General features: G+C 65.4%; 12 protein-coding genes and 2 tRNA genes. 2 read left to right on the forward strand and 12 right to left on the reverse strand.

The window, feature by feature from the left end; all coding sequences use genetic code 11:
• Entirely contained in the window at positions 1–726 is a 726-nt protein-coding gene (locus tag HFGMBDPB_RS26070; protein WP_154833997.1) for a nitroreductase, read from the forward strand.
• A gap of 184 nt (positions 727–910) precedes the next feature.
• Here HFGMBDPB_RS26070 and HFGMBDPB_RS26075 read toward each other — a convergent pair whose 3' ends face one another.
• The 4 genes from HFGMBDPB_RS26075 to ydiJ all read right to left on the reverse strand — a co-directional run bounded on the left by HFGMBDPB_RS26075 (position 911) and on the right by ydiJ (position 5,659).
• Positions 911–1,729, reverse strand: coding sequence for a MetQ/NlpA family ABC transporter substrate-binding protein (locus HFGMBDPB_RS26075; RefSeq protein WP_016448274.1), 819 nt, complete (start codon positions 1,727–1,729; stop codon positions 911–913).
• Positions 1,730–1,863: 134 nt separating this feature from the next.
• Positions 1,864–2,214, reverse strand: a complete 351-nt coding sequence (locus tag HFGMBDPB_RS26080; RefSeq protein ID WP_012206405.1) for a single-stranded DNA-binding protein — start codon at positions 2,212–2,214, stop codon at positions 1,864–1,866.
• A gap of 201 nt (positions 2,215–2,415) precedes the next feature.
• A tRNA-Pro gene (locus HFGMBDPB_RS26085) sits at positions 2,416–2,492 on the reverse strand.
• Between the two features lie 107 nt (positions 2,493–2,599).
• A complete protein-coding gene (gene ydiJ, locus HFGMBDPB_RS26090; protein WP_212646567.1) occupies positions 2,600–5,659 on the reverse strand; it encodes a D-2-hydroxyglutarate dehydrogenase YdiJ in 3,060 nt (1,019 codons plus the stop codon).
• A gap of 53 nt (positions 5,660–5,712) precedes the next feature.
• On the opposite strand from ydiJ, the gene HFGMBDPB_RS26095 reads away from it, so the two are divergent.
• The gene (locus HFGMBDPB_RS26095) at positions 5,713–6,711 is read left to right on the forward strand and encodes a LysR substrate-binding domain-containing protein (RefSeq protein ID WP_212646568.1); all 999 of its coding nucleotides are present in this window, start codon (positions 5,713–5,715) and stop codon (positions 6,709–6,711) included.
• 100 nt (positions 6,712–6,811) lie between these two features.
• On the opposite strand, the gene HFGMBDPB_RS26100 is transcribed toward HFGMBDPB_RS26095, so the two are convergent.
• The 8 genes from HFGMBDPB_RS26100 to infC form a co-directional block, all read right to left on the reverse strand.
• A tRNA-Pro gene (locus HFGMBDPB_RS26100) sits at positions 6,812–6,888 on the reverse strand.
• 30 nt (positions 6,889–6,918) lie between these two features.
• Complete coding sequence (locus HFGMBDPB_RS26105) at positions 6,919–7,329, reverse strand: MerR family transcriptional regulator (protein ID WP_016453295.1); 411 nt, start codon at positions 7,327–7,329, stop codon at positions 6,919–6,921.
• 181 nt (positions 7,330–7,510) lie between these two features.
• Positions 7,511–7,843, reverse strand: a complete 333-nt coding sequence (locus HFGMBDPB_RS26110; protein ID WP_016448314.1) for an integration host factor subunit alpha — start codon at positions 7,841–7,843, stop codon at positions 7,511–7,513.
• Positions 7,844–7,876: 33 nt separating this feature from the next.
• The gene (gene pheT, locus HFGMBDPB_RS26115; RefSeq protein WP_212646569.1) at positions 7,877–10,324 is read right to left on the reverse strand and encodes a phenylalanine--tRNA ligase subunit beta; all 2,448 of its coding nucleotides are present in this window, start codon (positions 10,322–10,324) and stop codon (positions 7,877–7,879) included.
• Positions 10,325–10,536: 212 nt separating this feature from the next.
• A complete protein-coding gene (gene pheS, locus HFGMBDPB_RS26120; protein WP_012206411.1) occupies positions 10,537–11,589 on the reverse strand; it encodes a phenylalanine--tRNA ligase subunit alpha in 1,053 nt (350 codons plus the stop codon).
• Between the two features lie 110 nt (positions 11,590–11,699).
• Positions 11,700–12,059 (reverse strand): 50S ribosomal protein L20, encoded by a 360-nt coding sequence (rplT, locus tag HFGMBDPB_RS26125; protein WP_012206412.1) that lies wholly within the window; start codon positions 12,057–12,059, stop codon positions 11,700–11,702.
• Positions 12,060–12,085: 26 nt separating this feature from the next.
• Positions 12,086–12,289, reverse strand: a complete 204-nt coding sequence (gene rpmI / locus HFGMBDPB_RS26130) for a 50S ribosomal protein L35 (protein ID WP_046240115.1) — start codon at positions 12,287–12,289, stop codon at positions 12,086–12,088.
• 203 nt (positions 12,290–12,492) lie between these two features.
• The gene (gene infC, locus HFGMBDPB_RS26135) at positions 12,493–13,113 is read right to left on the reverse strand and encodes a translation initiation factor IF-3 (RefSeq protein ID WP_074923479.1); all 621 of its coding nucleotides are present in this window, start codon (positions 13,111–13,113) and stop codon (positions 12,493–12,495) included.
• Positions 13,114–13,169: the final 56 nt, after the last annotated feature.

Consider the following 13,169-nt stretch of genomic DNA (forward strand, 5'->3'; position numbering starts at 1 on the left):
ATGGACTCCGCATTTCCCATGTCCGCCAACCCACCGTCCGACACCCTTCCCTTTGGCGATGCGCATGAGGCCCTGGTGCACGCGCGCCGCTCCGTGCGCGCCTACCGGTCCGATCCCGTGCCGGACGCGCTGCTGCACCATTTGCTGCAATCGGCCCGCCGGGCGCCCAGCGGCGGCAACCTGCAGCCCGGCCAGTTCATCCAGGTGCGCGGCAGCCTGCGCGGCGCACTCACACAGGCGCTGCTGGCCGACTGGCAAGGCGGAGCACCTGAGCGCGAGGACTACGGCTACTTCCCCCGCCCCATGCCCATGGCGCTACGCAAGCGCCAGGTGGCATCGGCCCAGGCCCTGTACAGCGCCCTGGGCGTGGCCCGCGAGGACCGCGCCGGGCGCGACGCGCAGTTCGGTCGCAACTACCGCTTCTTCGACGCGCCCGTGGCCCTGGTCGTGAGCATCGACGCCCGCTTCGGCGCAGGCGGCTACATGGACCTGGGCATGACCCTGTACGGCCTGCAAATGGCCGCAGCCGCCCAGGGCCTTGGCAGCTGCGCCATCGGCGCCCTGGCCTCCTACCCCGACACCGTGCGCCGCGTACTCGACCTGCCGCCCGGCGAGCACATCGTCTGCGGCCTGGCCCTGGGCTGGCCCGACGAGGCCGCCCCCGTCAACCGCACCCAGACCACCCGCGCACCGCTGACCGAATACTTCAGGGTACTGGGAGAATGAAAAAAAGCTGCCAATGGCAGCTTTTGCAATTCAGCCCTCGCTCGCACTGAACACGGCGACCGAAACCGGCGCAACACATAGCGAGGGACACCGAGCAAGGGCCGCCCCGCAGCGAGGGTGTCGTCCCCCTCCCGCGAAGCGAGAGAGGGGGAAGCGGCGTCAGCCGCTCAGGGGGTGCTTCCTATCAAAACGCAGGAATCACCGACCCCTTGAACTGCACATCAATGAACTGGCGCACTTCATCGGAGTGGTAGGCCTTGATCAGCTGCGCCACCCAGGGCTTGCCCTTGTCGGCATCGCGCGCGACCAGAATGTTCACATAGGGGTTCTTGGCGGCTTCCTGCGCAATGGCATCGGTCTTGGGGTTCAGGCCTGCCGAGATCGCGAAGTTGGTGTTGATGGCCGAGGCATCCAGGTCATCCAGCGAGCGTGGCAGCTGGGCTGCGTCCAGCTCCACGAAGCGCAGCTTCTTGGGGTTGGAGACCACGTCCAGCGGCGTGGCCTTCAGGCCCGCGCTTTCCTTGAGCTTGATCAGGCCCTGGGCCTGCAGCAGCAGCAGCACGCGGCCACCGTTGGTGGGGTCGTTGGGGATGCCGAACTTGGCGCCCTGGGGCAGGTCGGCCAGCTGCTTGATCTTCTTGGAATAGATGCCGATGGGGAAATTCACCGTGTCGGCCACCCAGCCGATCTTGTAGCCGCGGTCGCGCACCTGGGCGTCGAGGTAGGGGCGGTGCTGGTAGCTGTTGGCGTCCAGGTCACCGGCAGACAGCGCGGCATTGGGCTGCACGTAGTCGCCGAATTCAACGATCTGGATCTTCAGGCCGTTCTTCTCGGCGACCTTCTTGACCTGCTCCATGATCTGGGCGTGCGGGCCGGCCGTGACGCCGACCTTGATGGGCTTGTCCTGCGCCTGCGCGGGCATGGCCAGCAGGGTCATGGCGGCGGTGCTGGCAATCGCGGCGGCCGTGAGCGTGCGGCGGAGGAAATGGCGCTTGGTGGGCATGGATGCGGTTCCTTGTAACCTGTCAAAAACACAGGCGCACACTGTAGCGCCAACACAGCGCGCGGCGACCGTACCGGCACACTGCGGCTAGACAGTTTTTTCAGTAGCTCACAACCGGCGCCGCAGCGCGGGCGTCAGCGGTCCTGGAACTCGGGCGTTGCCATGACCTGGTGGGCCACGACATCCAGTACGGGATGGGGTTGCTCCTGGCGGTCTATCCAGACCTTGGGCGTGAAGCTGCCACGCAGCGCCACGGCATCGCCTTCGATCAGATTGCGCAGCACCTCGCAGGCCTGGGCGTCGAATGCAACCACGTTGACCGGGATGGAAGTGCCATCGGATGCCTCGGAACGCACGCGGGCCACCATGAAGGGGCGCCGATTGCGGTCGCTGCGGTGTTCGGGCGTACCGGTGAGTCTGCCGGTAATCAGTCCATCCATCATGTGCGAGACCAGGAAGAAATCGTCAGTTACAAAAGACGCCATTGTAGGTGCAGGTCTTACGCATCCAGACCTGGCGGCGCATCTTCACGGTGCATGGAGTTTTCTGCGCTGGCTGCCCTCGCCATCCGCGAGGGAGCCGCCTGGCGGAACTGCACCCGCCCTTCGCCGCAAGGCACAATCGCGCGCAAAATCGAACGTACAAAGCAAAAAGCTCCTGACGTTTCCGTCAGGAGCTTTGCGTTGTGGTCGGCGTGGCGGGATTCGAACTCGCGACCCCTTGCACCCCATGCAAGTGCGCTACCAGGCTGCGCTACACGCCGAAGCATTGAATTATAGGGACTAAAAACGGGCCTTCAGGGAAAACGCAGAGATTTTTCAAAAATGTCTGCAAATTCCTGAAATGGCGACGATCAGCCCCCGCATCTTCTCACCCCTGATGCGTGGCGCGCACGTGGTCCAGCAAGGCCTCCAACGGATGGCGCAGCTGCCGTGCAGACAGTCGCTTGACCTGGCTGCGGCAGGAGTAGCCGGTGGCCAGCGGCTCGCCCAGCTCCTGCTTGCCTTCGATCTGCCGGGCCCATGACTGGGCATAGATCGTCTTGGAGGTTTCGAGGTTGCGCGCCTCATGCCCGTAGGTGCCCGACATGCCGCAGCAGCCCGTGGCCTCCACGCTCAGGCGCAGGCCCCGTCGCTCGAAGAGCTGTGCCCACTGCTTGCCGCTGTCGGGCGCGTTGGTCTTTTCGGTGCAATGGGGCAGCAGGCGGTACGCAGTGCCTGCACTGCCCTCGTTCGTGCGCGCCTCGGGCAGCACCTGCTGCAGCCATTCCTGGGGCAGCGCCACCTTGGGCACCTCGCCCATGCCCGGCACCTTGAGGTATTCCTGCCGATAGGCCAGCGTCATGGCCGGGTCCAGCCCCACCAGCGCCACACCGGGCTGAGCCAGTTGCGCCAGCTGCGCGGCATTGCGGATGGCCGCCTTGGCAAAGGCGCCCATGAATCCCTGCACATGCAGCGGCTTGCCATTGGGCAGCAGCGGCGCCAGCCAGACCTGGAACCCCAGGCGCGCCGCCAGCTCGATCAGCACCTGCAGCTGGCCGGTCTCGAAGTAGCGGGTGAAGCTGTCCTGCACGATGACCACGCTGCGCGCACGCTGCTCGGGCGAAAGCGCGGCCAGCGCCTGCGCATCGGCCGCGCGCACCTTCCATTGCCGCAAGGTGGCTGCCAGGTCCAGCCGGCTCAGCAGCGGGCCGTCGACCATGCCGATGCGCCGGCTGAGCACATCGCGCATCCATGGCGAGCCCATCACCCCGTTGTAGAGCGCGGGCATGCGCGCCAGCCACGGCATGGTGAATTCCAGCGAGCCGATCAGGTAGTCGCGCACGGGCCGCAGGTAGCGGCGGTGGTACAGCTCCAGAAAGCGCGAGCGGAACTCGGGCACGTTGACCTTGACGGGGCACTGCCCGGCGCAGGACTTGCAGGCCAGGCAGCCGGCCATGGCGTCATAGACCTCGTGCGAGAAATCGGCCTCGCCGCGGCGCGCCGCGCGGCTGTTGCGCCAGCGCGCGGCCAGGCTGGACAGGAAGGGCTGGGGCCGCTGCGCGACCTCCAGCACATTCACGCCTGCCTGCCCCTGCAGGCGCAGCCATTCGCGCATCAGCGAGGCCCGGCCCTTGGGCGAATGCACGCGCTGGCGCGTGGCCTTCCAGGACGGGCACATGGCGTCGTCCGGGTCGAAGTTGTAGCAGGCGCCATTGCCGTTGCAGTGCATGGCCGCGCCATAGCTTTGCCATACGCGCTCGTCGATCTGCCGGTCCAGCTCGCCGCGCGTGGTGACGCCATCCACCTTGAGCAGCAAGGTCTTGCTGGCCGGCGGCGTGGCGATCTTGCCGGGGTTGAGCTGGTTGTGCGGGTCGAAGGCGGCCTTGAGCTGCTGCAGCGAGGGATACAGCTCGCCGAAGAAGGCCGGCACATATTCGGAGCGCAGGCCCTTGCCGTGCTCGCCCCACAGCAGGCCGCCGTGGCGCTGCGTGAGTTCGGCCACCGCGTCGGAGATGGGGCGCACCAGGGCGGCGTCCACGGGGTTCTTCATGTCCAGGATGGGGCGCACATGCAGCACGCCGGCATCGACGTGGCCGAACATGCCGTACTGCAGGCCGTGGCTGTCCAGCAGCGCGCGGAACTCGGCAATGAACTCGGGCAGGTTCTCGGGCGGCACGGCCGTGTCTTCGACAAAGGGCTGGGGCCGCGCCTCGCCCGCCACGTTGCCCAGCAGGCCCACGGCGCGCTTGCGCATGGCATAGACGCGGTGGACCGCTGCATTGCCCGCCGCCAGCGTATGGCCCAGCCGCTCCACGGAGGTATCCGCGCCCAGGTGCGCGATGAAGGCCTGCACGCGGCCGTCGACCTCCTGCGGATCGTCGCCGCTGAATTCCACCAGGTTGATGCCCAGCGTAGGGCGCTGGCCGTCCTGCGGAAAGTACTCGGCCACGCTGCTCCAGACGAAGTCCTTCATGGCCAGCAGCAGCACCTTGGAATCCACCGTCTCGATGGACAGCGGCCGGTGTGCCATCAGCGCGCGCGCATCGCGCAGCGCGTCCATGAAGCCCGCGTAGCACACGTTGACCAGCACCGAATAGCGGGGAATGGGCAGCACGTTGAGCCGCGCCTCCACCACGAAACCCAGCGAGCCTTCGGCGCCGCACAGCACGCTGTTGAGGTTGAAGCGCCCGTCGCCGTCGCGCAGATGGGCCAGGTCATAGCCGGTGAGGCAGCGGTTGAGCTTGGGGAATCTGGCCTCGATCAACTCCGCCTGGTCCTCGCTGATGCGCCGCGCCGTGCGGTGCACCTTGCCGATGCGCCCCGAATCGGCGCACATGCGCTCCAGCGCCTGAGCATCCAGCGGCGCGCTGTGCAGGCGCTCGCCGCCCAGCAGCACGAAGTCCAGCGCCAGCACGTGGTCGCGCGTCTTGCCATAGGTGCAGCTGCCCTGCCCGCTGGCATCGGTGTTGATCATGCCGCCGATGGTGGCGCGGTTGGAGGTGGACAGCTCGGGCGCAAAGAACAGTCCGTATGGCTTGAGCGCGGCGTTGAGCTGGTCCTTGACCACGCCTGCCTGCACGCGCACCCAGCGCTGCTCGGCATTGATTTCGAGGATGCCATTCATGTGCCGCGACAAGTCCATGGTCACGCCATGCGTGAGCGACTGCCCGTTCGTGCCCGTGCCGCCGCCGCGCGGTGTCAGCACCACATCGCGGAACTCAGGCCGCGCCAGCACCTGCGCCGCCCTGGCCACATCCTCGGCGTGACGCGGGTAGATGGCCGCCTGCGGCATGCGCTGGTAGATGGAGTTGTCCGTGGCCAGCACGGTGCGGCTGGCATGGTCCGTGTCCACGTCGCCCTCGAAGCCGGCGGCCTTCAACGCTTCAAGAAACTCAAGGTATTGGGCAGGCACGGGGGCGCTGGCGTGGGGCAGTGGGGCAATCGACATGGAAGGCAAGGTGGGGAGATTTGTTGCTGGCGATCAGCCCAGGAAACCCATGCATGCAATACACGGTTTCAGGCCGACCATGGCCGCAAGTATCTCTACACTCATCCTCTGGAACAAACGAAAATTGCAGCCGCGAACACTGCATAAAACTCATGAATTACCGACGCCTGACGCCCTCCATGTCCCTGCTGCTGGTCTTCGAGGCGGCCGCGCGCCACGAAAGCTATGCGCGAGCGGCCGAGGAGCTGTCGCTCAGCCAGAGCGCCATCAGCCGGCAGGTGCAGACACTGGAGGCGCAGCTGGGCATCAGCCTGTTCCGCCGCGAGGGCCGCACGGTGCGCCTGACTGATGTGGGGCGCCGCTACTTCATCGACCTGGGCGCCGCGCTGGGCCGCATACGCAGCGCCACCCTGCAGGCCATGTCACGCCAGTCCGGCGGTGGCACGCTCAACCTGGCCACCCTGCCCACCTTCGGCTCCAAATGGCTGCTGCCGCACCTGCATGGCTTCTACCAGGCGCAGCCCGGGGTGACCATGCACATCCATTCCCGCATAGGCGACATCGACTTCGACAGCGGCGAGATAGACGCCGCCATCACCGTGGGCACGGGAGACTGGCCCGGGCTGACCGCGCACCGCCTGTACCACGAGTTTCTGGTGGCGGTGGCCAGCCCGCAGGCGCTGCAGCAGGCCGGGCAGGCAGCAGCCTCGCCGGATTGGGTGGGCCAGCAGGTGCTGCTCACGGTGGCCAGCAACCGGCAGGCCTGGAGCGAGTGGTTCACGCACTATCGGCTCGATCACCGGCAGATGCGGATAGGGCCGAGCTTCGAGCTGACCTCGCACCTGATACAGGCCGTGCTGGCAGGCATGGGCGTGGGCCTGGTGCCACGGGTACTGGTGGAAGAGGAGATAGCGCGCGGTGAGCTGCACGTGGTGGGAGACGCCATCCCCAGCCAGCGCAGCTACTACCTGGTCTATCCCGAGAGGAACGCGACACTGCCGGCGCTGGCAGCCTTCCGGCAATGGCTGCTTGAGACCTGCGCCCAGGGTTGATTCCCGCGCAACGGCCGCTCCCCTTCAGCGGTTGGTAGCGGTTGGCGATGGCACAAAGAAAAACGGACCACAGCCAGAAGCTGTGGTCCGTATTCATTTATGGTCGGCGTGGCGGGATTCGAACTCGCGACCCCTTGCACCCCATGCAAGTGCGCTACCAGGCTGCGCTACACGCCGAAGAATTCAATTATATACAGCTTTTTGCTCTCAAATAGAAAGCAGCGCACGAATCTGCAAAAGCTCCTCGCGCACGGCCTCCGGCTCCAGCGGAACGCTGGCCGCGGCATCGCCACCGAGCAGCGGCGCGGCAGCCGGCGCCGACACCGCGACACCGGCCTGCAGCGCGGGAACCACGGCAGACCCCGAGGCCTCACGCAGGCGGTTGCGCGCGCCATTGATAGTGAAGCCCTGCTCGTAGAGCAGCTCGCGGATGCGCCGGATCATCAGCACTTCGTGGTGCTGGTAGTAGCGGCGGTTGCCGCGCCGCTTCATGGGGCGCAGCTGCGTGAACTCCTGCTCCCAGTAGCGCAGCACATGCGGCTTGACGTCGCACAGATCCGCGACCTCACCGATGGTGAAGTAGCGCTTGGCGGGAATCTGGGGCAGAAGTGAAGCCATGGCAAATGTGGATGAAGTCAGGATGTGCAATGCCGCTGGCGCGCGGACGCCGATCCGGGAAGAAGGCCGAGCCTACTGCACAGCTCGCCTGCAGGCCAGCACCCTGTCGTAAAAACAGCCCATCCACCGCGAGGCAGACAGGCTGGCGACAGCTGGCCATGCAGGCCCGGGCAGGCTTTCCTCAGGCCTGGGAGCCCGATGTGCCTTCCTGGATCTGCTCCTTGAGCTTGCTGCTCGCATGGAAGGTCACGACGCGGCGCGCCTCGATCGGAATGGCCTCGCCCGTGCGCGGATTGCGCCCCGGACGCGGCGCCTTGGTGCGGATCTGGAAGTTGCCGAAGCCCGACAGCTTCACATCCTCGCCCGACACCAGGCTTTGCGAGACCAGCTCGAAGAACGCATCCACCATTTCCTTGGATTCGCGCTTGTTCAGGCCGATCTCGTCGAACAGCAGATCCGCCAGCTGCGCCTTGGTCAGCGCAGGCGAATCAAGACTTTCCACCGCCAGTTCCATCACAGGATCTCCTTTCACGGCATGCACCCTCCATCATGCGCGCAGGCGCGCACCCAGACGCTGCTGCAGCTGCTCGAGCACGGCCTGCACGGCCTGCTCGATCTGCACATCCGTCAGCGAGCTGTCGTCATGGCCCAGCGTCAGGCGCACGGCCAGGCTCTTTTCGTCCTGCGCCAGCGCGCCCGGTGCCGCTGCCTCGCCGGCCTTGAGCGCCTTGGGACGGAATACATCGAACAGCACGGCAGAGCGCAGCAGGCCGCCGGTCTGGGCAGCCTCCACCGCCTGCATCAGCTGGGCATGCGTGGTCTTTTCGTTCACGACCACGGCAATGTCGCGCTCCACGGCCTGGTGCTTGGCCACGGGCTTGAACACCGGTACCTCGCGCGCCAGCACGGCATCGAGCTCCAACTCGAACAGCACGGGCGCCTGGGCCAGATCCCATTGCTGGCGCCACTGGGGATGCAGCTCGCCGATGAAGCCGATGGACTGGCCATCGAGCAGCACGCGTGCGCAGCGGCCCGGGTGCATGGCAGGATGCTCGGCCGGCTCGAACACGGGCTTGCGCGGCGCCAGCAGCGCCTCGACATCGCCCTTGACGTCGTAGAAGTCGACCTTGGTCTCGCCACGAGCCCATTGCAGCTGCTCGGCAGCTCCCCAGGCCAGGCCCGCCACGCGCATGGGCTGGTAGAAGCCCTTGACCGTGGTGTCGCTGTCAACAACGCTGTCATCCTTGAGGAAGACACGGCCCAGCTCGAACACGCGCACGCGCTCGGCCTTGCGGTCGGCATTGAACTTGAGCACCTGCATGAGCGAGCCGATGAGGCTGGAGCGCATCACGCTGAGCTGGCTTGCGATGGGGTTGAGCAGCTGGATGGGATTGGCGTTGCCAGCCAGATCCTTCTCCCACGCGGCTTCCACAAAGCTGAAGTTGATGGTTTCCTGGTAACCCAGATCGGCCAGCGCGCGGCGCACGGCGAACTGGCTGCGGCGGTTTTCGGCGCGCAGCTTGGGCGCAATGGGCGCCAGCGGCTTGGTCGTGGGCAGGTTCTCGTAACCCACCATGCGCGCCACTTCCTCGATCAGGTCTTCCTCGATGTTGATGTCGAAGCGGAAGCTGGGCGGCGTGACGGTGAGCACGCCATCGCCCTGCTCCACCGGCAGGCCCAGGCCGGCCAGCGCATCGTGGCATTGCTGCTGCGTGAGCGGCATGCCGATGACCTTGGCCGCACGCGCCACGCGCAGCGTGACGGGCTTGGGCTGGGGCATGTTGGACTTCTGGTCGTCGATGGGGCCGCAGACGGTCTCGGGCGTGCCGCAGATCTGCAGCACCAGCTCGGTGATGCGCTCGATGTGCTCGACCGTCAGTTCGGGATCGACGCCGCGCTCGAAGCGGTGGCCCGCATCGGTGGAGAAGTTGTAGCGGCGCGAACGGCCGGCAATCGACTTGGGCCACCAGAAGGCCGCCTCGATGTAGATGTGGCGCGTGTCGTCGGACACGGCCGTGGCGTCGCCGCCCATGATGCCGGCCAGCGATTCGACTTCGCGCTCATCGGCGATCACGCCCACCTGTCCATCGACGGTGACGGTGTTGCCGTTGAGCAGCTTGAGCTGCTCGCCTTCCTTGCCCCAGCGCACCTGCAGGCCGCCGTGGATCTTGTCCAGGTCAAAGATGTGGGAGGGGCGGCCCAGCTCGAACATCACATAGTTGGAGATGTCCACCAGCGGCGCCACGCTGCGCTGGCCGCAGCGCGCCAGGCGATCGACCATCCACTGCGGCGTCTTCGCCTGGGTGTTGACGTTGCGCACCACGCGGCCCGAGAAGCGGCCGCACAGGTCGGGCGCCTCGATCTTCACGGCCAGCCTGTCCTGCACATCCACCGCAGCAGGCGTGAACGACTGGGGCTTGAGCGGCGCACCGGTCAGCGCAGCCACTTCGCGCGCCACACCATAGACGCTCAGGCAATGCGCCAGGTTGGGCGTGAGCTTGAGCGTGAACAGGGTGTCATCCAGGTTCAGGTATTCGCGGATGTTCTGGCCCAGGGGCGCGTCCAGCGGCAGCTCCATCAGGCCGCCATGGTCCTCGGACAGCTTGAGTTCGCGTGCCGAGCACAGCATGCCGAAGCTCTCCACACCGCGCAGCTTGCCGATCTTGATGAGGAAGGGCTTGCCGTCTTCACCGGGCGGCAGCTCGGCGCCCACCGTGGCGCAGGGCACGCGGATGCCCACGCGCGCGTTGGGCGCGCCGCAGACGATGGTCAGCAGCTCGGGCCCGCCCGCATCGACCTGGCACACGCGCAGGCGATCGGCATTGGGATGCTGCTCGGCAGCCTTGATCTCGCCGACGACAATCTTGGTGAACGGCGGTGCCACGGGCTCCAGCTCCTCCACCTCCAGGCCGGCCATGGTCAGGGTGTCGGCCAGTTCTTGGGTGGTCAGCGGCGGATTGCAGAACTCGCGCAGCCAGGATTCGGGAAATTGCATATCAGACTCTTTGGCGTTGGTTCGGTCCGCGCGCCACGGCGCTGGCGGACCCCATGAACGTATTGACGACTCTCATTCCAAGCCCCCGAACAGCCTGACCATGCGACTGGCGTGGTTCAGGCCGGAGACGCCGAGCAAGAGCCGCCTCGCGGCGAGGGCGTCGTCCCCCTCCCAGGGGGATGGCGCGCAGCGCCTCAGGGGGCGATCCATTTCTAACGGAATTGCGACAGGAAGCGGATATCGCCGTCAAAAAACAGACGCAGATCGTTGACGCCATAGCGCAGCATGGTCAGGCGGTCAGGACCCATGCCAAAGGCAAAGCCGATGTACTTCTCGGGGTCCAGCCCCATGTTGCGCACCACGTTGGGGTGCACCTGGCCGGAGCCGGCCACCTCCAGCCAGCGGCCGGCCAGCGGGCCGCTCTGGAACTGGATATCGATCTCGGCGCTGGGCTCGGTGAAGGGGAAGAAGCTGGGACGGAAGCGCAGCACCAGGTCATCGCTCTCGAAGAAGGTCTTGCAGAAGTCGGTGAAGACCACCTTCAGATCCTTGAAGCTGACGTTCTCGCCGATCCACAGGCCTTCGCACTGGTGGAACATGGGCGAGTGCGTGGCATCGCTGTCCACGCGGTAGGTGCGGCCCGGCGCGATCACGCGGATCTCGGGCATGCCCTGGCCGGCGTCCAGCCGCTCACGGTATTTCTTGACGTGCTGCACGGCATGGCGCACCTGCATGGGGCTGGTGTGCGTGCGCAGCAGATTGGGGGCCTGTTCCGTGCCGCCTTCCACGTAGAAGGTGTCGTGCATGGAACGGGCGGGATGGTCTTCGGGCGTGTTCAGCGCCGTGAAGTTGAACCAGTCGGACTCGATCTCGGGGCCCTCGGCCACATCGAAGCCCATGGAGCCGAAGATGCCCTCGATGCGCTCCAGCGTCAGCGACACGGGGTGCAGGCCGCCCTGGCCACGGCGACGGCCCGGCAAGGTCACATCCAGCACCTCGGCCTTCAGGTGGGCCTGCAGTTCGGCATCGGCCAGGGCCTTGCGGCGCGCGGTCAGCGCGGCCTCGATGCCTTGCTTGGCCACGTTGATGGCGGCTCCGCGCGACTTCTTCTCTTCGACGGAAAGCTGCGCCATGCCCTTCATGAGCTCGGTCACCTTGCCCGACTTGCCCAGAAACTGCGCCTTGGCGTTTTCCAGATCAGCGGGGGTTTGTGCCTGCGCGAACAATTGCTGCGCGCTTTCGACCAGAGAATCCAACTCGTTCATATCGACTCTTTATCGACTGTGAAAAGAAACAAGGGCTAGCAGCCTTTTCAAGCCCTAGCCCTTGCTGTTTGCGCTGCAAGCCATCACGAGGATGGCCACAGACCGTTATCTCAAGCAGCCAGCTTGGCCTTGACTTGATCAACGATGCTGCTGAAAGCAGCCTTGTCGTGCACCGCGATATCGGCCAGCATCTTGCGGTCGATCTCGATGGCTGCCTTCTTCAGGCCGTTGGCGAACTGGCTGTAGGTCAGGCCCAGTTCACGTGCAGCGGCGTTGATACGGGCGATCCACAGACGGCGGAACACGCGCTTCTTGGCACGGCGGTCACGGTAGGCATATTGCCCAGCCTTCATCACCGCCTGCTTGGCGATGCGGAAGACATTGCCGCGGCGGCCGCGGAAACCCTTGGAAAGGGCCAGAACTTTTTTGTGACGGGCGCGGGCCGTTACACCACGTTTGACGCGAGGCATGTGTTTTCTCCTTGTTCGTCAGTGAATTACAGGCCAGCCATCGGCAGCATCTGTGCGATCGAGCCCATGTTGGTCTCATGCACAGCCACTGCACCACGCAGGTGACGCTTGTTCTTGGTGGTCTTCTTGGTCAAGATGTGACGCTTGAAGGCTTGACCGCGCTTGACGGTGCCACCGGGACGAACGCGAAAACGCTTCTTCGCGCTGCTCTTGGTCTTCATTTTGGGCATTTGAATGCTCCTGTTGTTTGTGCTCGTGAGGCGGCTCGCAACACTGCGCGCACTTGCTGGCCCCGAGACACTTCTGTGCCAGCCCGGAGGCCGGCAAGAACAAGGGACATGGATACCATGTCCCTTGCATCACACGCCCCGCGCAATCGACTAGCGCAAGGCCTGCAAATTCTGTCGCCCCTCAGCGAAGGGCGAAACCGCGATTATGCCTTATCAGCCACCGCAGGTGCAGCAGAAACCTCTGCTTGCGGTTTGCCACCGGTGGTGGGCTTCTTGCGCGCAGGGGCGATCATCATCACCATCTGGCGGCCTTCGAGCTTGGGGAACTGCTCCACCTGGATGGAGTCCGCCAGATCGTCACGCAGACGGTTCAGCAGGTCCAGACCGATCTGCTGGTGCGTGATTTCACGGCCGCGGAAACGCAGCGTGATCTTGCACTTGTCACCATCGGCCAGGAATCGGCGGATGTTGCGCAGCTTGATGTTGTAGTCGCCGTCGTCGGTACCAGGGCGGAATTTCACTTCCTTGATTTCGATGACGGTCTGCTTGGCCTTGGCTTCGGCAGCCTTCTTCTGTTCAAGGTACTTGAACTTGCCATAGTCCATCAACCGGCAGACAGGCGGAGTGGCCGTGGCGGCGATTTCCACCAGGTCCACGTCCAACTCGCCCGCCATGCGCAGCGCTTCCTGCAGAGGCACGATGCCCAGCGGCTCGTTCTCCGGGCCGGACAGACGCACTTCAGGCGCCATGATTTCACGGTTGAGACGATGCTTGCGCTCTTCACGGTGGCGCCGATCACGAAATTCAGTAGCTATGGTTCTCACCCTTGGATTTAAGTTGCTACAACAGCGTAGCCGCTTGTGTGCAGTACACGCCAAAC

Origin of the sequence: Delftia sp. PE138 (assembly GCF_018320755.1) — a bacterium.
Taxonomy (GTDB): Bacteria; Pseudomonadota; Gammaproteobacteria; order Burkholderiales; family Burkholderiaceae_C; genus Comamonas; species Comamonas tsuruhatensis.